At 53.3% G+C, this 19374-nt stretch carries 17 protein-coding genes and 1 pseudogene; 13 read left to right on the top strand and 5 right to left on the bottom strand.

What is annotated here, in order from left to right; translation table 11 throughout:
- The first annotated feature begins 41 nt into the window (after positions 1 to 41).
- The 4 genes from metG to AB8615_RS10680 all read left to right on the top strand — a co-directional run bounded on the left by metG (position 42) and on the right by AB8615_RS10680 (position 3325).
- Entirely contained in the window at positions 42 to 1814 is a 1773-nt protein-coding gene (metG, locus tag AB8615_RS10695) for a methionine--tRNA ligase (RefSeq protein ID WP_409432576.1), read from the top strand.
- Between the two features lie 65 nt (positions 1815 to 1879).
- Complete coding sequence (locus AB8615_RS10690; RefSeq protein WP_409432575.1) at positions 1880 to 2389, top strand: DUF805 domain-containing protein; 510 nt, start codon at positions 1880 to 1882, stop codon at positions 2387 to 2389.
- Between the two features lie 16 nt (positions 2390 to 2405).
- Positions 2406 to 2867, top strand: coding sequence for a DUF805 domain-containing protein (locus AB8615_RS10685; RefSeq protein ID WP_409432574.1), 462 nt, complete (start codon positions 2406 to 2408; stop codon positions 2865 to 2867).
- Positions 2868 to 2950: 83 nt separating this feature from the next.
- Positions 2951 to 3325, top strand: coding sequence for a DUF805 domain-containing protein (locus AB8615_RS10680; RefSeq protein WP_409432573.1), 375 nt, complete (start codon positions 2951 to 2953; stop codon positions 3323 to 3325).
- 57 nt (positions 3326 to 3382) lie between these two features.
- Here AB8615_RS10680 and AB8615_RS10675 read toward each other — a convergent pair whose 3' ends face one another.
- Entirely contained in the window at positions 3383 to 4150 is a 768-nt protein-coding gene (locus AB8615_RS10675; protein WP_418152363.1) for a hypothetical protein, read from the bottom strand.
- Positions 4151 to 4272: 122 nt separating this feature from the next.
- Between AB8615_RS10675 and hpf the strand changes: the two genes are divergently transcribed.
- The 4 genes from hpf to AB8615_RS10655 all read left to right on the top strand — a co-directional run bounded on the left by hpf (position 4273) and on the right by AB8615_RS10655 (position 9264).
- Entirely contained in the window at positions 4273 to 4842 is a 570-nt protein-coding gene (hpf, locus tag AB8615_RS10670; RefSeq protein ID WP_409432571.1) for a ribosome hibernation-promoting factor, HPF/YfiA family, read from the top strand.
- Positions 4843 to 5018: 176 nt separating this feature from the next.
- Positions 5019 to 5501, top strand: coding sequence for a PTS IIA-like nitrogen regulatory protein PtsN (gene ptsN / locus AB8615_RS10665; RefSeq protein WP_409432570.1), 483 nt, complete (start codon positions 5019 to 5021; stop codon positions 5499 to 5501).
- Positions 5502 to 5569: 68 nt separating this feature from the next.
- Positions 5570 to 7744, top strand: a complete 2175-nt coding sequence (locus tag AB8615_RS10660; RefSeq protein ID WP_409432569.1) for an RNA degradosome polyphosphate kinase — start codon at positions 5570 to 5572, stop codon at positions 7742 to 7744.
- Complete coding sequence (locus AB8615_RS10655) at positions 7687 to 9264, top strand: Ppx/GppA family phosphatase (RefSeq protein WP_418152362.1); 1578 nt, start codon at positions 7687 to 7689, stop codon at positions 9262 to 9264. The genes AB8615_RS10660 and AB8615_RS10655 overlap by 58 nt, the downstream gene beginning before the upstream one ends.
- Here the strand turns inward: AB8615_RS10655 and AB8615_RS10650 are convergent.
- Positions 9261 to 10544 (bottom strand): hypothetical protein, encoded by a 1284-nt coding sequence (locus tag AB8615_RS10650; RefSeq protein ID WP_409432567.1) that lies wholly within the window; start codon positions 10542 to 10544, stop codon positions 9261 to 9263. The two genes, AB8615_RS10655 and AB8615_RS10650, sit on opposite strands and share 4 nt — an antisense overlap.
- Positions 10545 to 10831: 287 nt before the next feature.
- Between AB8615_RS10650 and AB8615_RS10645 the strand changes: the two are divergent.
- The 3 genes and pseudogenes from AB8615_RS10645 to AB8615_RS10635 all read left to right on the top strand — a co-directional run bounded on the left by AB8615_RS10645 (position 10832) and on the right by AB8615_RS10635 (position 12453).
- Positions 10832 to 11373, top strand: a pseudogene (locus AB8615_RS10645) (HNH endonuclease).
- 40 nt (positions 11374 to 11413) lie between these two features.
- Complete coding sequence (locus AB8615_RS10640; protein WP_409432565.1) at positions 11414 to 11572, top strand: hypothetical protein; 159 nt, start codon at positions 11414 to 11416, stop codon at positions 11570 to 11572.
- A gap of 11 nt (positions 11573 to 11583) precedes the next feature.
- Positions 11584 to 12453, top strand: a complete 870-nt coding sequence (locus tag AB8615_RS10635) for a hypothetical protein (protein WP_409432564.1) — start codon at positions 11584 to 11586, stop codon at positions 12451 to 12453.
- A 34-nt stretch (positions 12454 to 12487) separates the two neighbouring features.
- On the opposite strand, the gene AB8615_RS10630 is transcribed toward AB8615_RS10635, so the two are convergent.
- Positions 12488 to 13054, bottom strand: a complete 567-nt coding sequence (locus tag AB8615_RS10630) for a SufE family protein (protein WP_409432563.1) — start codon at positions 13052 to 13054, stop codon at positions 12488 to 12490.
- Between the two features lie 52 nt (positions 13055 to 13106).
- Between AB8615_RS10630 and AB8615_RS10625 the strand changes: the two genes are divergently transcribed.
- Entirely contained in the window at positions 13107 to 14711 is a 1605-nt protein-coding gene (locus AB8615_RS10625) for a sensor histidine kinase (RefSeq protein ID WP_409432562.1), read from the top strand.
- 82 nt (positions 14712 to 14793) lie between these two features.
- Here AB8615_RS10625 and AB8615_RS10620 read toward each other — a convergent pair whose 3' ends face one another.
- Complete coding sequence (locus AB8615_RS10620; protein ID WP_418152361.1) at positions 14794 to 17514, bottom strand: cellulose biosynthesis cyclic di-GMP-binding regulatory protein BcsB; 2721 nt, start codon at positions 17512 to 17514, stop codon at positions 14794 to 14796.
- 104 nt (positions 17515 to 17618) lie between these two features.
- Between AB8615_RS10620 and AB8615_RS10615 the strand changes: the two genes are divergently transcribed.
- Entirely contained in the window at positions 17619 to 18014 is a 396-nt protein-coding gene (locus tag AB8615_RS10615; protein WP_409432560.1) for a DUF1491 family protein, read from the top strand.
- Here the strand turns inward: AB8615_RS10615 and AB8615_RS10610 are convergent.
- Positions 17935 to 19344, bottom strand: coding sequence for an MATE family efflux transporter (locus AB8615_RS10610; protein WP_409432559.1), 1410 nt, complete (start codon positions 19342 to 19344; stop codon positions 17935 to 17937). The genes AB8615_RS10615 and AB8615_RS10610 overlap by 80 nt on opposite strands.
- Between the last annotated feature and the right edge of the window lie 30 nt (positions 19345 to 19374).

Below are 19374 nucleotides of genomic sequence, written 5' to 3'. Positions count from 1 at the left end.
TTTAGACTTGCAGTTTGAGCGGGTGGGATTAGAAGCGCTTTATGTCTAAAATTCTGATTACATCTGCTTTGCCTTATATCAACGGCGTGAAACATCTGGGTAATCTGGCGGGGTCCATGTTGCCAGCGGATGTCTATGCGCGGGCGATGCGGCTGCTCGACTATGAGGTGCTATATATTTGCGCGACGGATGAACATGGCACGCCAGCCGAACTCGCCGCGCAGGCAGAGGGCATGGCTGTCGCAGATTATTGCGATAAAATGCACGAGGCGCAAAAATCAGCGGGGGCAGATTTCAAACTGTCCTATGATTATTTCGGCCGCAGCTCTGCGCCCTCGACCGCTGCTTTGACGCAGCATTTCGCGCAAGTGCTGGAGCAGAACGGCATGATCGAAGAGCGCGTGTCAAAGCAGGTGTATTCAAATGCAGATGGGCGCTACCTCCCAGATCGTTACGTCGAGGGCACATGTCCGAATTGCGCATTTGAAGCGGCGCGCGGGGACCAGTGTGATAATTGTGGAAAGCTGCTAGACCCGATTGATTTAATTGATCCTTATTCCGCTGTGTCTGGATCCAAAGATGTTGAAGTGCGCGATACGAAACATCTTTACCTCAAGCAGTCTGTGAAGTCAGATGATCTCCGCAAGTGGGTGACGAGCGCGAAAGACTGGCCACCACTGGCGACATCAATCGCGCTGAAATGGCTGGATGAAGGCCTCCGAGATCGGTCGATCACGCGCGATTTGGAATGGGGTATTCCTGTTGTTGATAAGGACGGCAATCCGCGTGCGGGGTTTGAAGGTAAAGTCTATTACGTCTGGTTCGACGCGCCCATCGCCTATATTGGCGCAACACAGGATTGGGCGGCGGAGACGGGCGGCGATTGGGAAAGCTGGTGGCGCACAGATAAGGGCGCGGACGATGTGCAATATGTGCAATTCATGGGCAAAGACAATGTCGCCTTCCACACCCTCTCATTTCCTACAACGATCATGGGCAGCGGTGAGCCTTGGAAGATGGTCGATCAACTCAAGGCCTTTAACTGGGTAACGTGGTATGGCGGCAAGTTTTCGACGTCTAGCAAGCGCGGGGTCTTTATGGATCAAGCGATTGACATTGCACCGTCCGATTATTGGCGCTGGCACTTGATGGCCAACGCGCCAGAAGGGAATGATGCGGCGTTTACATGGGAGGAATTCCAAGCCTCTGTGAACTCCGATCTCGCCAATGTGTTGGGGAATTTTGTCAATCGGATTACGAAGTATTGTGTCGGAAAGTTTGACGGGAAAGTCCCTGACGGCGGCGTCCCCGGTGAAGCGGAAGATAAATTAATTTCAGAGATGCAAATTGGTCTCCAATATTTGAAACAAAAATATGAGCAGCGTGAGTTTAGACAGGCGATGTTTGCAACACGCAAATTATGGACTGCGGGGAATGAATACTTAACGCAAGCCGCGCCTTGGACGCATTATAAAACAGATACAGCCCAAGCTGCAATTGGGGTACGATATGGGCTGAATTTGGTGGCTCTTTTTGCGATCTTAGCTCGACCAATCATTCCGGATGCAGCAGCTAAAATTCATGCCGCAATGGGAATGCCGATGCTAAAAGACGCTTGGAAATTCATGCGTCCAGAGATTTTAGACTTGGATTATGAGGTAGACCCTGGTGATTGGAGTAAGGAGTATGTAACCAATATACTTAATATTTTAGAAATCGGTCACAATATTTCTGCTCCTGATGTCTTGTTCACGAAAATCGAGGATGACGATATTGCGACTTGGACGGAGCGTTTTGGCGGGGGTGAGGCGTAGCGTTTGCGTCCTAACGATTTATCAATATCCGCGATGAATAGCTAAACCACTACATCGTGGAGCCTATGATGAATTTTTCAGACGCCGTTAAATCTGTTCTCACGCAATACTTCAAATTTAGTGGTCGCGCACGCCGGTCTGAATATTGGTGGTTCTATCTGTTTACGATTTTAGTTGCTATTGTCGCTGGCATTATCGACGGCGCGATCATGGGCTGGGAAAATGCGGATAGCGGTCCAGTTGGCAATATGACGTCACTCGCTTTGTTTATTCCCTCGCTATCCGTTGGATGGCGTCGTTTGCATGATACAGGGCGGTCGGGGTGGTGGATCGGCGGGCTGTTTATCGCTATTTTCGCGTTCGCCATGATCGCAGGTATAATGGCTCTCGGGTCAGCGGGTCTAAGTAGTGATCGCGAATTTGGCGGACTGATGGCGCTAATAATTATCGGAGCGATTGGCTTGTTCATTTACGCTATCGCCATTCTTGTTTTTCTCTGCCAAGACAGTCACAGAGATGACAATAAATACGGGCCAAGCCCAAAATACGGATCACAGAAGTCCGTATTCGATTAATTAAAAGGAGCGTCTTGTGGTTAGTTTTCCTGAAGCCATAAAATTATTTTACAAAAATTATACAAATTTCTCAGACCGTAGCACGCGCTCTGAATATTGGTGGTCGATCTTGTGGCAGGTGATTTTATTTGGTGTTATTTTAATCCCTGCCTATCCTTGGCTATTTGACGCGATTATGGCGGATGAAGCTGGGGTGGATATCGCTGAGCCGACGATGATGGCATGGATTGGTCTTGGGCTAGGCGTTATAGCCTTACTAGGCCATGTTCTTCCGGGGATTGCGGTTGCGGTGCGCCGCTGGCATGATCTAGGGCAAACGGGCTGGCTTTATCTCGTCTTTGCGATTTTATCTGCCATCCCGGTCATTGGGTGGGTTGCCGATGTTGTAAACGTGGTTTGGTTTTGTCTTAAAGGCAATGAAGGCCCAAATAAATACGGCCCCGACCCGTTTTCGCCGTCAGAATCCATTTTTGACTAATTAATCACGTTTCATTTATTGCTTCATTCTGTCGCAATTAAATGGTAGCGTTCAAATCACACACCATTTTTAGGAGAGAGATTATGGGTTTTGTAGAAGCAGTCAAATCCGGCTTTGCACGATATGTTGACTTTAGTGGCCGTTCATCGCGGTCAGAATATTGGTATTGGACGTTGTTCACCTTCGTCGTGTCATTGGCCTTATCGTTCCTAACTGGCATGGTAGAAATTTTCGGTATTGTGAGTATGATTTTCTCACTCGGTACATTGATCCCGTCTATCGCAGTGGGTGTTCGTAAATTGCACGATATTGATAAAAGCGGTTGGTGGTTGCTGATTGCATTTATCCCGCTACTCGGTGCGCTATACTTGATTTATCTATTTGTTCAGCGCGGAACAGTGGGTCCAAATCGTTTTGGTCCAGATCCTTTAAACGATCAGGGCGACGTTTTTTCATAAACGACGCAATTAATTTAAATTGAAAAGGCGGCCTTTGCGGGTCGCCTTTTTTATGAGTTATGCTGTTGTCGTGCGGCGGCTATATCCACGCCACAATGTTGCGAGCAAAATCACAATCCCGATCAGGGCGCCGTAAGCGATTACAATGGTTCCGCCGTCTGTGAAGTGACGTACGGCGAGAAAGCTGAGACCCCACAGGATCGGAAACGCATAGGCCCGACTTCCGCTTTTATAAATATTCACTGCCGCCCAAAGCAGGGCCAAGCCCAACATAATAAAGCTCGGCAAGAGGGGCGGCGTAACGCCTCCTATGGCGTTGTCTAAAATTGGGGTCCAGTTGAGGAAGACCGCGATCGATGTCCACCCCGCGATGAGTGCGATGGGCAGTTTCACCAAAAATCGCTCAATCTTGCATAACGACCCTCGCCCGCGGGAGAGGATCAACATAGCTTTCACCAGACACAACATCGTCGGCACAAAGATCAGGATCGTGCCCCATTGCACAAACTCAGCGGGTGCGAAGGCTGAAATCAAGGCCCAGCCACATACGCCCGCAAACCCCGCCGCCGTCCACCAACCAGACTGACGGAAAATTTCGCGCGTTCGATTGGCACGGAAAAACTGTAAAACTCCATAAGCAATGCAGCCTACAAATATTGGCAGCCAGATTGCAAATGCTACCCCGAACGGCACGAGTATATTCTCGCTCATATCCGAAAACTCAGAGGCTGACCTGGCAGACGGAACAAGCATGTATAGGCTGGACATCCCCCACATGAGAGGGGCAAGGAGCAGGTTAAGCCATTGGCGAATATAATCGTGCATGTGCGGTGTCATAAACATACATACGGCGCTTCGACAATTATGGCCGAGATTTAACTGTTTTTTTTACCGTGCGCCTCAAAATGTGTTATGGATTGAGGGCAACTATAAGAAAGAGGATATTTATGCAAATCCAAATCGTTTCCAAAGGTATTGATGTTTCACAAGCGCTCCGAGAGCGAATTTCAAGTAAACTAGAGGAGATGATGGACAAATATATTCATCGCGAAGGCACGGCGCAGGTGAGCGTCAGCCGCGAAGGATCAGGATTTCGCGTTATCAGTTCGGTGCACCTACCGTCAGGGGCCGCTCTTGAAGGGCAAGGTGAAGCACAAGAGGCTTACGCCGCCGCCGACGAAGCCATGACCCACATGGAAAAGCGCCTCCGCCGCTATAAGCGCCGCCTCAAAGATCACAGCCAGCAAGCCAAAGCCAAAGAGGGCCGGATGTATGTCATGCAAAACCCGCTGGCTGATGATGATATTGCGGATGAAGATGTGGACAATGTTAGCGAAGAGCCCATGGTCATCGCCGAATCTGCAGGAAAAATCCGAACATTGACACCTGGCATGGCCGCATTGGAATTAGGTCTGGCGGGCAATGGAGTGGTCGTCTTTCACAATGCCAAACATGGTCGATTGAATGTCGTGTTCAAGCGCTCTGACGGTCATATTGGTTGGGTAGACCCCAGCTAGACCCATAATATGTCACGATCTTTCAAAGCCTCGCCGAGTATGAATCTGCGCTCGAGGCAGAAAATTCTAAAACTCCGCTGAAATTCGCATTTGACTGCCCCCAAAGTCCTCGCTATGTGGCGGGCGATTAAAACGGGGTCTACGGTGTGAAGTCGTAAATTCCATAGGGATTACCAATGTCAAACGTATCACTGTTTCGCCCAGGCGGCGTGCTGTGCGGTTTACGAGCCAGCAGCAAGAAACAGCTATTTCAAGAGATCGCAACCACGCTGATTGGCCTAGACGGCTCGCCAGCGAAGGACATCACATGTCGTGATATTGTGGCGGCGGCCATGGAGCGTGAGCGTCTTGGGTCAACCGGTGTCGGCAATGGTGTAGCCCTGCCACATGCACGAATTGCAGGCCTAACAGAGATCATGGCGCTGTTTGTGCGTTTGGACGAACCTATTGATTTTGACGCCATTGATGACCGTCCTGTCGACTTGGTTGTCTTTCTGTTGGCGCCAGAAGATGCAGGAGGCTCTCATTTGCGTGCGCTGGCGAAAGTCTCTCGCTTAATGCGTCGCAAGGACATGCGTCAGCGTTTGCGTTCCGCCCCGACCGCAGAAGCGCTCTATACAATTATTGCAGAGCAACAGGCGACGACCAGCGCAGCGTAAAGCGCCCTCCTGTCTTGGCTTGCAGGTCCGTCACAGGGCTGTCATATTAAGCGCTTACCCAAGGGCTTATGATGCGCACCGAAGAAAACCGCCAATATTTCAATCGAGAGCTGTCATGGCTTTTCTTCAATGGTCGCGTGCTGGAAGAAGCTCGCAATCCTGATACCCCATTGCTGGAGCGTGTGCGCTTCCTCTCGATTTCTGCGAGTAATCTGGATGAGTTTTACATGGTGCGCGTGGCGGGTCTTCGCACGCAGGAACTGGCGGGTATGAGCGCGCCGAGCTTTGACGGTTACACCCCGTCCAAGCAGTTAGAGAAAATCGCCAAACGCGCGGACAAGATAACGCTGTCCCAAGCGCAGACGTGGACGAAACTGAGGAAGATGCTCGCCACGCAAAAAATTTCTGTGCTAAGCATTGGCGACTTGGATGACGGGCAGCTTGAAGCGTTGAACAATGTTTTCTTGGAAACGATCTTCCCGCTCATCTCGCCCTTGGCTGTTGATCCCGCCCATCCCTTTCCATTTATTCCCAATCTAGGTTTTGGAATGGTGTTGTCGCTAACGGCCGCCAATCGCGTAGACCCGATGTTTGGTCTTCTGACCGTGCCAGCTCATGTGCCGCGTTTCGTCAAATTGGGCGAGCAGGGGAAGCGGCGCAGCTACGTTCCGATTGAAGACGTTCTCAAACACTTCGCGCCAGATTTTTTCCCAGACTTCACGATCACAGATACGGGGCTTTACCGTGTGACGCGCGACAGCGATATTGCCGTTGACGAGGAGGCCGAAGACCTTGTGCGTCACTTCGAATTCCTGCTGAAAAAACGCCGCCGGGGTCGCGTGATCCGTCTCGAATTAAATAAATCTATTGCGCCAGAGTTGCGCGAATTTCTGATCGAGAGCTTTGAGTGCTGGAATGAGGCGATACAGGATTCGTCCGAAGTCCTCGGCATGTCTGATTTGTCAGAGCTTGTGACGTCTCATAATCCAGAGTTGATCTTCCCCCCTTATACTGCGCGCTTCCCGGAGCGTATTCGGGAGTTTGACGGGAATTGCTTCGCAGCAATCGCGGCCAAAGATATTATCGTCCATCACCCTTACGAGGAATTTGATGTTGTTGTGCAGTTCCTGCAACAGGCCGCGCTCGACCCCGATGTGGTGGCTATTCGCCAAACGCTTTACCGCACATCAGACGATAGTCCGATCATCCGCGCGCTGATCACAGCGGCAGAAAAGGGCAAGAACGTCACGGCGTTGGTGGAATTAAAAGCGCGCTTTGATGAGGCGCTAAACCTCCGTTGGGCCGGGGATTTGGAACGGGCAGGCGTGCAGGTTGTCTACGGTTTTGTCGGATTTAAAACACACGCCAAAGTCAGCCTTGCGATCCGCCGAGAGGGTGAACGCCTGCGCACCTATACGCATCTTGGTACGGGCAATTATCATCAGCAAAATGCGAAGATTTACACGGACCTAGCTTTGTTCACAGCGGATGAAGATATTGGCCACGATGTTGGGAAGATATTTAATTTTGTCACAAGTTATTCTCGCCCGCGCAATATGAAAAAATTGGTGACCGCGCCATATGATCTACGAGACGAATTAGATCGTTTGATGGACGCTGAAATTGAGTTTGCGAAGGCTGGGAAGCCAGCCGCGATTTGGGCGAAAATGAACGCGCTGGTCGATAAGCGCGTGATTGATAAATTATACGAAGCCTCGCAAGCGGGGGTGCAGATTGATTTGGTTGTGCGCGGGATTTGCTGCCTGCGCCCTGGCGTGACTGGCCTGTCTGATAATATTCGTGTGAAGTCTATTGTCGGGCGTTTTCTGGAACATTCGCGCATTGTGTGTTTTGGGAATGGTGAGCCTATGCCGTCTGACCACGCGAAAGTTTATATGAGTAGCGCCGACTGGATGCCGCGCAATCTTGATCACCGCATCGAAACACTTGTGCCGATCCACGACCCGACTGTGCATAACCAAGTGCTGGACCAAATCATGGTTGCAAATTTGCTAGACAATAAAAACAGCTGGGATTTGCAGCCTGACGGAAAATATTTACGCCGTGTTGTTAAAGACGACGAGGTATTTTCCGCGCATGAATACTTTATGAAAAACCCGAGCCTGTCAGGTCGTGGGCATGCTCTGAAGGAGTCTGCGCCCAAAGATCTTGAGCGGCCACAGCAGTGGAAGCCGAAGCTGGTATCAGGATCAGATATTGTTCATGGGTCGGACGTGACGTGATCTTGCCAGCGCAAATCGGCGAAGAATTGGCCGTTATTGATATCGGGTCAAATTCAGTGCGGCTGGTGATTTACCAGACATTCGGGGCGCATTTCACACCTGTTTTCAATGAGAAAATTCTCGCAGGCTTAGGGCGCGATTTGCGGGTCACGGGGCGGCTATCAGTCAAGGGCCGCGAAGATTGTTTGCAAGCGATCTTGCGGTTTCAACGGATCGCCAAAGCGCGGGACATTTCCAAACTCCTGATTGGCGCGACCGCCGCCCTGCGCGTGGCCGAAGATGCGAGCGAATATTTAGCACAGATCAAAGAAGCAACAGGCCTCATGATCACGCCAATCAGCGGCACTGAAGAAGCGCGATTATCCGCTATGGGCTTGCTTGCCGCCGATACGCGGCGCGAAGGCTTGGCGGCCGATCTGGGCGGTGCCAGTCTGGAATTGGTTCACATCAAAGCCCGAAAAATTGGCGAATCTGTCTCTCTGCCCTTGGGGCCGTTCGATGTTGTCGAAGGCCCGCTGAGCGATATTATGCCTGGCGATATGTCCGCTCTATCTATCAAAATTGATGCAGAACTCGATCAACAGGCTGCGTCTTTGTTTAAAGCCGACACGCTGTTTCTGATTGGTGGGGCGTGGCGGAATTTGGCAGCTGTACATCAGCAGCGCACGCTTTATCCGTTGCGGACTTTGCAAGATTATCGCTTGGATTTAGCGGCCGCCAAAGGCTTGGCCGAATGGGGCAGCGGGGAGGGCGCGGCGAGCCTTCTCGACTGGTCAGGCTTGCGCAAAGCCCGGGCGGAGACATTGCCTTATGCCGCTCTTGTTTTGGATCGATTGCTCGCACGGGTGCAGCCCAGCAGCATTGTCATTTCCATGGCAGGCCTACGCGAAGGGTTGGTGCAAGAGGCCTTGCCAGAGGCGGTGCAGGGGCGCGATGCATTCTTTGACGGCTTGCGAGATTTCGCCTTTGGCGCATTGCAAGCCGAGGAGTTTGGCGATCCGCTTTTTGAGTTTTTGACGCCGATGCTAGACCTGCTCCCGCAAATGCTCGACTCGCATGGGGACAATCGCCGCATGGTCAAAGCGGCATGTTTGCTGGCAGGGCTCGGGAAAAATCTTCACCCAGAATATCGACCCGAACTCGTCTTTAACGATGTGCTATACGCGCCTGTCGCGGGGCTCACCCATGAGGAACGCGCCTTCCTCGCGCTGAGTTTGTTCCGCTCTTATGCAGCGAAACGGGCCTGTCCGAATGCCCGCGCGATTGAGACTTTGCTCTCTGACGATCAACGGGATTTCGCGGCGATCATAGGCGAGGCGATCCGTTTGGCGATTGTTGCGACAGGGCGATCATCGGGCCTGTTATCAGCCTTTCGATTGAAGACCAAAGGTGATCAATTAATTCTGTCTGTTGAAGCGGGAGAGCAGGCTTTGATCACGGATCAAGTCATGTTTCGTTTGAAACGGCTGGCAACATTGTTGGGGCGCACGGGCCACGTCGATACGCACGGCACAATTTAATCTTTATCAGATTTATCTTTGGTTTTGGACGTGTCTTTCTCGCGAGAGGAAGGCTCGATCATCGAGCCTTTGTCAAGCATGGAGCCGCGCTTAATCGTGCTGATTTCCTTGATCGAGCTAGCGAAAGGATTGATGGGCTCTTCGTCTGCTTCGGGAATAAACTCTTCCTCGCGGGTGACGACAGAGCCGTCCTTGACCGCGTCAACGTCGTCAGGACGGGCGGGTTCGATAACTTTCGGTTTAGGCTGCTGTCCACGTAAAATCCAGATGTCGCCATTCATGGTGTCCGCCACAAACACGCCGCGCGCATCGGCGTAGATCGGCCCCAACTGTCCCCAGGCCGTGCGACCTGTCGAGGATCGAAAGCCGGAGAAGACAGATTGTCCCACAGGTAGAGGGCGGGTCAGCAGGCTTGGCACCATGACAACATCACCAGACACGCTACGGCTGATCATGGCATGTTGCGCATATTTCGCGGGCCAATTCGGAATAGAGCCTGTGCCTTGGGGCAGCCAAATATGACCTGGCTCGCGGCCCATATCGGTTAGTAAATCAGTGCTTGGCCCTAGATAAGAAACGCCGTCTTTTTGCACGAACAGCCACGGCCTTGGTCCAGAGGCTTCGCTGATGTCCAGTAACTGCCCCGCCGTTTGGTCTAAAAGGGTCGCTTGTCCCGTTACGGTCGAAAGGCTAAGCAATTTCGCTTGCCCGTCTTGCGTTGTCAGCCCTAGCCAGAGCGCATCACCCGCGGGATCTTTGCGCAAGATATGCCGCCCCGTTGAGCCTGCATTGGTGAGGCCTGCTAGCAGCGTTGGCGTGCCAATATCTTGAACACGCCAGACACCGCTGCGGTCGGCGACGTAAAGTGTGCCGCCCAAAACAGCTAGGCCGCTGGGCGCATCAAAGCGGTGGGGCAGGGGTCGCACGCCGTCTTGGCGTCCATCGCCATTACGGTCCATAATGCGAAATATTTGCCCACTGGCTTTGTCGGCGACATAAAGCGTATTTGCCGCGCCAGTAATCGCGGAAATCTCGCCAAGCCTACGGGAGAAGAGGTCGTGAACCACCGTGTCGGGCGTGCGCAAATTGCCAGTCTGTCGCCCCTTTTGATAGCGCGGGATAGCGATTGCCGTGCTGGATTTTAGGCTCTCATACTCGGCATAGGGATCAGACTGAGGTTTGAGCTGATCAGGGGTTTGCGCTGTAGCCCCCAGTGACGCTGCACCAAATGATGCAACTGATATGATGGCTACAGCAAAGCTGGTTGTTGTGATTCGCATATCTCTATGTGCGACATCATTGCGGCCTAATCTACCCTCCGTCGCAGCCTAGATCGCCTTTCACCTGTCGCCATCAAAATTCTGCGACAATCATGGCCGCGAGATCATCTTGTCAGACCCGCTTCTTTCTGTTTATGTGGGAATCACTCAAGTGGGTGTATCGGGATAAGGAGATCCGTTTTCAGTTATCATCACGCTGTGATTCAGAACATTGTCAATGAAATATGCGTCGAGGGAGTTGTCCTATGGGCGTGATTTCGACCTCATTTGACGAGGCTAAGCCTGTGATGCAGGGGAATTATCCCTGCTTGATCTTAAACGCGGATTATCAACCGCTCTCCTATTTTCCGCTCTCTCTCTGGTCGTGGCAAGACGCGATCAAGGCCGTGTTCCTAGATCGTGTTAATGTCGTCGATCATTATGAGCAATGCGTACGCAGTGCATCTTTCGAGATGCAAATCCCGTCCGTCGTAGCGCTCAAAGATTATGTCGTGCAAAATCGGTCGCCAGCTTTCACGCGGTTTAACTTATTCCTGCGGGACGGGTTTGAGTGCGTCTATTGCGGCAGCCCGAATGACCTCACTTTTGATCACGTCATTCCCCGCCGTCTTGGGGGCCGCACAACATGGGAAAATATTGCAGCCGCCTGTTCGCGGTGTAACTTGAAAAAAGGGGGCGCTTGCCGCGTGACGCGCAAATGTCCCCGCGGGTCAAACCGTTCCAGCCCACAATGCACCAACTCCAAGCGCAGGGTCGCCGTTTCCCGCCAAACCACCTCCATGAAAGTTGGCTCGACTATCTCTATTGGGATGTAGAGCTTGAGACATAGTGCGCTTGCGCACAGCCGCAGTTCGTCATAGGTCTAGTGTATGAAATTACATCCTTACGCACTTATTCTTGGTATCGGTATTGCTGTCATGGTGCTGTTTGCGCTCCGGCATCCGCTCTTTGCGATCTTCGCTGGGTTGCTCTCCACCTTCGGGCTAGACATGTATTTCAAGAGTAAGATTACTGACGACAAAAAATAGGGGCGAATCCCATGGTAGATAACACGCAACTGCCTGACGCCGAGCCACAATATGCGTGGCAGAACCCCAAGCCCAGCTTTGAAGTCGGTCGCGTATTAGGCCGTGTTGTGTCTGTACTGCGCAATAACCTCACGGGATTTGTCGGGATCGCCATGCTGGTGATCGCCATTCCTTACGCGCTGCTCGCCGCTTGGCCCGCTTTTCTGGATATGTCCGAAGGTCTTGTCGGGATCATGGACGAGTCTGGTGATTTGTCTTTCAGTTCAATCGACCCGGTGGTCTATATTGCTATGGGTGTTGGCTTCATCGGGTTTCTGGTGGGGTCGATCATATTGCAAGGCGCGCTCATCCATGCCTGCGTCAAAGATTTCAACGGGGAGGCCGGAAATGTTGGGCGGTCTATTCGTGTTGGGATGCGCTATTTCTGGCCGCTTTTAGGTCTTGGCATATTAGTGGCTCTCGGTGTTATGGGCGGCTTTTTGCTTTTCATTATTCCAGGGTTACTCCTCGCGCTTGGCTGGTCTATTGCCGCGCCGATTTTGATTATTGAAGACTTACCCATCACCAAAGCCCTCGGGCGCAGCTGGGAGTTGGCCAAAGGTTATAAGCGGTGGATATTGCTCGTTTATGTCATTGTTGCCGTGATCACGGGTATCATTTCAGCTGTGCTGTCCATCGCGTTACTGGCTTTCGGCAATCCGCAAGAGGCGATGATCACGGGCGGGACAACATTGTTCTTCGTCATGAACGGTGTCGTCAGTGGCATCGCGCAAGGCATCGCGACGCTGGTCAATACGGCCACAATCGCATCAAGCTATTACGAAATCCGAGAGTTAAAAGAGGGTGTCAGCACGGACGCGCTTGCGGCCGTTTTTGATTAAACCTTGCCGAACTAACTCTTGTTAGTCGCTCAGCCTAAGAGTTTTCCAAGGCGCGGGCTTGGCTGAGAATTCGCTCGATCATCGCTTTCAATCCATTGGAACGCTGCGGCGAGAGATGCTCTGCTAAATCTAGCTCCCCTAAAATTGCAGATGCGTCTAGCGCCAGAATTTCTGCGGGGCGGCGGCCAGAAAATATCTGCAAGACAACCGCCACCAGACCCTTCACGATGTGGGCGTCGCTGTCACCGCGAAAATGCAATTTGCCATCTTCTACCCGACTGACGAGCCAAACCTGACTGACACAGCCTTTGACCTTATGCGCATCTGTTTTCTCCGACGTGTCCAGCGGGGGCAGGGATTTCCCCATGTCAATGACATGCATATAACGCTCCTCCCAATCGGTAAGGAAGGCAAAATCGTCAATCATATCCTGGATGTCTTCGGGGTAACTCATATGGCTCACATAAGGGGTCACAGCTGTGTTTTCAACGCGGCATTTGCGGCGACAGTCGCGCAGGTGTAGCGCGGTGCAAAACCCGCCTGTCACGCGAATTCTCTCGCCAGACACCCTATATTCGCGCTTTAAGACTTTGTTAGGCATAATCGCCTGATGACGGGGCTATTGGGCTCCCAACTATGAACTGAGCGAGACTTTGACCGCATCTAAAGCGCATACGACATTAATTATTCCCAGCCTGATCTGGTTAGGTGTGCTGGCGGCGGCCCTGCTGGGCGCCTATTTGCGCGGAGGCGACCTCTTTGGGCTCTGGCCTATGGCACTAATTGGGAGCGTTCCAGCCGTGTTAGGCTTGCTGCTGACGCCTGTGATGCGACAGGAATGGGCGCAGATCGTGATGATGTTTGCTTGGGTCGCCTTGGCCGTGATCGCCTGCGGCGCGATTGGGTTTGTCCCCATGGCGCTGATGTTCCTGACTGTGCCCGCGATCGGGATGTTGTTCTTCCGAGAGAAGGTCGTCGAGGCGTTATTTATTGCGGCGATCATCGCATGTGTTCTCTTCTTTGCGGGGCGTGAGGGATATATTCCCGAAGCGCCGATCACAGACGCGCAAGCGCTCTGGGGGCAGCAGACGGGCCTGATGGGAACCATCGCCCTTGTCATCGGGTCAATGTTTGCGAGTGCGCAATCGCGCCGCGGACCCGTGATTGCAGCAGAGACAAAATCCATCGCCCTGTGGCGAGAAGGCATCAATGGTGGACTATTTGAATTTGACGCGGACGGCGTTCTGATCAGTGCCAACGAAACGGGCGCGAAGCAATTTGGACTGAGCGATGCCCACGGCGCTGTGACCCTTTCTAACTTGATCCCGCATGATGATCGGGCGCAGGACATGTTTAGCGATGCGGTCTATCAAAGTCAGCGCGGGGGTGCCCCGCAAAGCTTGCGACTAACTCTGCCCGAAAATGGTCAATCGCTGACGCATCTGGATATGTATCTTACGCCGCTCAAAAATAAAGGCATGCTGCTCCACACGATTGATCGGTCAGAGGATGAGGGCCGGATCGAAACGCTGCGCCGTTCGAATAATTCAGCGCAACAGGACAGTGTCGATAAGACGCTCTTCTTCGCTGGGGTCAGCCACGAGCTGCGCACGCCGCTAAATGCGATTATTGGATTTTCCGATATGATGCGCTCGAGACTATTTGGGCCACTGCCAGGGAAATATGCGGAATATGCCGACCTGATCCATGATAGCGGGCAGCACATGCTCGACCTCATCGGCGATGTGCTGGATCTGTCAAAAGCGGAAGCTGGTAAATATGAGCTAACCTATGACAATTTCGATATTGCAGATGTCGTGCGCAGTTCTGTTAAAATGATCCGTCCTGCGGCGGATGCGGCAGAGGTGATGATCGACGTCGATATTCCCGAAAATGATCCGCTGATCGTGCAGGCTGACCGCCGCGCTATGCGTCAAATCTTACTTAACTTGCTATCAAATGCTGTGAAGTTTTCTGCCAAGGGCGAGCGTGTTTTCGTCCACTCACGTCAACAAGGCGACGATTTGATCTTGTCGGTACGCGACGAAGGGGCAGGCATGAGCGCGGATGAATTAGCGCGAATTGGCGAACCCTATGCGCAGGGCACGCAAGGCACGTTAACAGCGGAACGCGGCACGGGGCTAGGCCTATCGCTGGTGCAGTCGTTGACGGAATTGCACGGTGGGAAAATGGAAATCGCCAGCACACAAGGCGTTGGCACAGAGGTTCAACTTACCCTGCCGCTCACCGCGCCTTAATCTGATCCTCCCACGCAAAAGCCGCCGCCCACCCTCCGGACCGAGGGCGCGCGACGACTATTTCAGAGATGGCATCTATAAGTTAGTGACGTCCACCAAGTCTGGATTGCGGGCTGGCCAACGCCATCAGCAGGAACATAATCCCGAACGCCATCAGCAGGATAAGCGCTGCTGGTGACAGATTACGATCTGCCCACCGAACCTTGCCCATGCCGGGTGCCTTATCTATATCCACAGCGGATTTGATCTTATTTCCGAGCGGGCGCATTTGATCTTGCAGATCATCGACCTTCCGACCCAGACGGAAATCTGTCAGCCAAGCTTTGGTATTGACCAAGGCGGCTTCGCTCCAATCCTTGCCACCGTCCCAAGCGTCGACTGTCATGGTCTTGAGTTTCGTCAAGCCACTTGTCCGCGGCGTCTCCAGCGGGATTGGACCGCGGAGTTTCGGAATATCGCCAAGCGCTGCGAGTTGTTGCGGCTTAGGCTCTTGGGCCAAGCGTTTGCCCGTATAGGGCGTTGCAGGAATGGAGGCCGATTTTGTGGGTGAGGGTGCAATGGCAGCTTGCTGCTTGCGCTCGCCTGATTTGTCGGCCATTCGATTTGTCGGCTCAGATGTTTCAAATTTGGCCGCAAATCGATTGACCGTGGATTTGATAGACGCACTCATGCTGACGCCAAACTCCTTTAGGCCGTCCGTACTCGGCAGCTTCCAGTCGGGCATTTCGAAACTTGCAATCTTATCGCTAAAGCTCTCGCCCGAATCCATCACTGGCAAGCGGTACTCCGCCACGGGGGCGGCCGTCTGTGCCAACAAGACAGAACGACTGTTCCAGCGGGCGACGCCGCCCTGTAACTCGTTCCAATGATCATTCTTGACCAGATTTGTGGCCGCTGTCGCAAAGCTTTGGCCCGGCGTATTGGTGATCACACCGATGACGCGACCGCTATGCTTGGGCGAGCCAAATAAGGCGGCGACCCCGCCAGAACGGATGCGGCCCGTCTTGGTATATTGCGCGGCATAAAGCTGGAATAGCTGCTGCTCATCAGTGGCGGCAAATTCGCCGTAAGACGCGGATAGCAGATTGTCGCCATTAATGGCCTGTCCTTTCAGAGCATTATCTAACGCTGTTGGTCCCGCCGTGCGAAGCTCGCGATCAATCTTGGTGGATTGACCGAGGACCAGAACATGACGATCACCCGCCGCGTCTATCTCGCCCGTCCGCGCATAGGTCGCGTCCACCATGCCTGCACCCGCAGACTTAGCGATTTGAGCGATGATGCGGAGGCTGGCATTGTAATCCGCCGTCCCTTTGGGCAGCGCGATATAGCTGCTAGCGCCGTCATTATCTGTGAATGGCGCGCCTGTTGCCGCCATGCGGGAGAGTTCCGTAATCGGAGACGGTGCCTCTGATGTCAGCATTAATTTTGACCCACGACCCAGCACGAAATTCGGCGTGCCAGCGGATTGTGCGGGACAGGCTGTGTCTGATTTTGCTTTGAGTTCGGGTGTCAATGTCAGCACATTGTCATTGCCGCGCAATGCGCCGGGTCGCACGGTGAAAGCCACCGTCTTGCGTGTCTTGTCAAGTTTGGCCGAGCCGAGCAATTCCCCGTTGAGCGCCACGCGCAGCTGCGAATCTTCGGACACATTCTCGCTGGCGGAGAGCTTGAGCAGGACTTCGCCCGACATAGAGGCTGGGTCAGCGACAGAAAAACGCAGCGCTTGCGGCCCGCTGGCCCAATCATCGTCACCTGCATTATTGACGAAATGTGTCCCGGGAATATCAGATAATTGCTCTGTGCCAGACACGCGGACAATGTCGTAAGAGAAGCGCGATTGCATCCGCATCTCGCCAACGCTGGTCACTTGACGGCGCGCCTTGGGCAATTTGTGTATCGCGAAACTTTGCACCGTGCTGAGCAATTCGGCATCAGTATCAGCCGTCATAATGAGGCGCATAGGACGACCCCGCGGCACGAAAATCCGCGAGCCTGAACCGTTCAAAACTTGCGCGTCATTCGTATAGGCATGCAGTTGATCACGGCGGGCCATGATGATTTCAAAGTCGCCTTGACCCTTCGTTGTCGTAAATGTCGGGAGTGTCTCCATCCGCAAGCCTACACCTTGAGCGGCGAGCGCTTGGAGTGCGGTTGCATTATTGAGGGCTTGAGGCGTGATGACGCCAACGCGGCGCGGTGCAATCGCTGGCAAGTCTAAACGCATTTCAACTTCGCGAAGCTGTAACGCACGGGACTTTGCCCGCCCCCCTACAACTAGCTTGGAATTTTGCAGATCAATCAGCCAAGCGCCGTGTTGCGGCATGACACAATCTGCGCCCGCTGGCGTCGGATAGATCAAGCGGATTGTGTTGCGGCGCGAGCGAACTTTGGCAGGATTAAGCGTAATCTGCGCATCAAATCCTTGCCCGCGTGTGCGTATCGGCACAGGGGTGTCATTGTTGAACTGCACCAATATCTCGCTATCGCGGCTCATCTTGTTGAGCGGATCAGCGGTCAAGAGCAGCTGCAACTTATCTGTATGATCAGCTTCTGACAGATCAAAGGACAGGTCTAAGGCAGGCTTGCGCCAATCTAGCACACGAGCCTTGATCGCACGGTCACCGTCGGTAATGTCCGAAAGTGGGGCTGCGTAATTTACGCTGGCCTTCACGGGAAATTTCAGTCCCGGATTGGCGACATAAAGATCTGGCCCAACGCTGGCCGCAAAGCCTAGCGCTGGGGTCAGAGTAGTTATAAGTGTGCCAGCGATTGCGCGCTGAAATGTCTTGTATTGTGACATGGTCCGATGCCTCATGATTAATGTAAGACTAACCAAGCAAGTAGGATGCCAAATATGACATTTGAGGCGAAATTAGATGCGGCGCTTCTAGTGCGAGGCGAGAAATGAGCCCGCGCTTGAAGACCCAAATTGCGGTCAGTGGCCTGTTGCGGACGGCCCAAAGCGCCGGGGCGTTTGCGGCGATCCTGCGCAAGGGCGACCCTGATTCAGGGGCTTATTTGGTGAGCGTGCGGGCAGGGCACGACGTCACGCTTTATACAGCGGAGCGTAATATGGACGGAGATGTCGTCTGGATCGCGCAAGGTCCAATGACCGAGACCGACGCGACAGCGAAGATTAACCGTCGCGTCGATTTTGATCCTGACCTCTGGGTCGTGGAGATCGAAGACCCGCAAGGAAGGAGCTTTCTGGACGGCGTTGTTAGCGCGGAGTCTGCACAGCCGTCGGCAGAGCAAGCTGCTGCCGAAGCCTTATTCCGAGGCCCAAAGCCGCGCAGATAAGCGCCACCATCAGGCCATACCATACGCCCTTCGCCCCAATCTCTGTGTGTAGACCAAGATAATAGGCGACGGGAAACCCGATCACCCAATAGCTGACGCCCGTAATCCACATGGCAGCCGTTACGTCTTTCAGACCACGTAAGAGCTGATTGGCCGCCACTTGCACCGCGTCAAAAAAGGCGAAGGCAGCAGCGATCGGCAGGAAGGTCACGACAAAGGCGATCACCGCTTGGTTTTCTGGCTTATCCAAATTTAGATAAATCGAGGCGATTCCATTCGGCCAAATCGCGACGGGAATGGCGATCAATCCAATCATGATGATACAAGCGATCATTGTGGTCGAGGCCGCGCGGCGCTCCGCAGGTTTATTTCCCGCCCCGCGCGCAAGGCCAATACGCACCGCGCCTGCCATGCTCATCCCCCACGGCATCATAAAGGCCATGGCAGCCACGTTCAGCGCAATCTGATAAGCCGCTTGCTGCGTCACGCCGATCACGCCCACGATTAGGACGGCGGCGTTAAACAACATGCCTTCAAAAGTCGTCGCCATCGACATAGGCCAGCCGAGCCTAAAGACTTCTCCAAAGCGCTCCCAATCTGTCCGAAAGAAATTCTCGAATATATGAAAGCTACGCGCGCGCGGATCGAGATAGACATAGCCGACCAGCAGGATGAACCCGACAATCCCAGAGATCGCAGACGCTAATCCTGCCCCGGTCAGACCCATCTTCGGCAGGCCGTATAATCCGAAAATCAGCACGAAATTCAGGCCGATATTTAAGAATGTCGTAGCGGTGATGATCAGAAACGGCACGAAAGTTTTGTCCAAAGCTGCCAGGAAATTCCGTAATACCCCTCCTGCCAACAAGAACGGTAAGCCGATCATCATTGCCAGAATATAGCTCTGCGCCTTAGCGGACACGCTGGGGTCTTGGCCCAGAAAGATCGCGACGCGTTCCGTATTAAACACGAGCAACAGCATGAGCGGCGTTAACAATATGATCATCCAGAGCGTCATACGAACCGACCTGCGCGGATCAACACGGTCGGATTGGTCCGCGCCCAACGCCTGCGATACAAGGGGCGAAACCGCCATGATTGGCCCGCTGGTCAACATCCAGAGGAAGTAGAATATAACGCTACCCACACCGGCGGCGGCGATATCCACGGGCGACAATCGCCCGATCATCACCATATCGACGAAGCTCACCGAGAAGGAAATCAGCTGCGTTAGCGCCATGGGAATACCCAGCGTCAGCAAGGCACGCATCTCTCCGCGCCAGCTCTGCGGCAGGATCGTGGTCTGCGGGATATGCGGCTTTGCGTCCATCGCGGGGACATAATGCGGCGGGCGTAAAAT

The organism is Litorimonas sp. RW-G-Af-16 (genome assembly GCF_048319245.1).
Lineage (GTDB): Bacteria > Pseudomonadota > Alphaproteobacteria > Caulobacterales > Maricaulaceae > Litorimonas.
The sequence above is the reverse complement of the archived record's forward strand: the minus strand, read 5'-3'. Positions and strand labels throughout refer to the sequence as shown.

Excerpts from the sequence above, each read along its gene's own strand:
- metG (WP_409432576.1), top strand. The coding sequence starts at position 42 with ATGTCTAAAATTCTGATTACATCTGCTTTGCCTTATATCAACGGCGTG.
- AB8615_RS10690 (WP_409432575.1), top strand. The coding sequence starts at position 1,880 with ATGATGAATTTTTCAGACGCCGTTAAATCTGTTCTCACGCAATACTTC.
- AB8615_RS10680 (WP_409432573.1), top strand. The coding sequence starts at position 2,951 with ATGGGTTTTGTAGAAGCAGTCAAATCCGGCTTTGCACGATATGTTGAC.
- AB8615_RS10675 (WP_418152363.1), bottom strand. The coding sequence starts at position 4,150 with ATGCACGATTATATTCGCCAATGGCTTAACCTGCTCCTTGCCCCTCTC.
- hpf (WP_409432571.1), top strand. The coding sequence starts at position 4,273 with ATGCAAATCCAAATCGTTTCCAAAGGTATTGATGTTTCACAAGCGCTC.
- ptsN (WP_409432570.1), top strand. The coding sequence starts at position 5,019 with ATGTCAAACGTATCACTGTTTCGCCCAGGCGGCGTGCTGTGCGGTTTA.
- AB8615_RS10660 (WP_409432569.1), top strand. The coding sequence starts at position 5,570 with ATGATGCGCACCGAAGAAAACCGCCAATATTTCAATCGAGAGCTGTCA.
- AB8615_RS10650 (WP_409432567.1), bottom strand. The coding sequence starts at position 10,544 with ATGCGAATCACAACAACCAGCTTTGCTGTAGCCATCATATCAGTTGCA.
- AB8615_RS10640 (WP_409432565.1), top strand. The coding sequence starts at position 11,414 with ATGAAATTACATCCTTACGCACTTATTCTTGGTATCGGTATTGCTGTC.
- AB8615_RS10635 (WP_409432564.1), top strand. The coding sequence starts at position 11,584 with ATGGTAGATAACACGCAACTGCCTGACGCCGAGCCACAATATGCGTGG.
- AB8615_RS10630 (WP_409432563.1), bottom strand. The coding sequence starts at position 13,054 with ATGCCTAACAAAGTCTTAAAGCGCGAATATAGGGTGTCTGGCGAGAGA.
- AB8615_RS10620 (WP_418152361.1), bottom strand. The coding sequence starts at position 17,514 with ATGTCACAATACAAGACATTTCAGCGCGCAATCGCTGGCACACTTATA.
- AB8615_RS10615 (WP_409432560.1), top strand. The coding sequence starts at position 17,619 with ATGAGCCCGCGCTTGAAGACCCAAATTGCGGTCAGTGGCCTGTTGCGG.
- AB8615_RS10610 (WP_409432559.1), bottom strand. The coding sequence starts at position 19,344 with ATGGACGCAAAGCCGCATATCCCGCAGACCACGATCCTGCCGCAGAGC.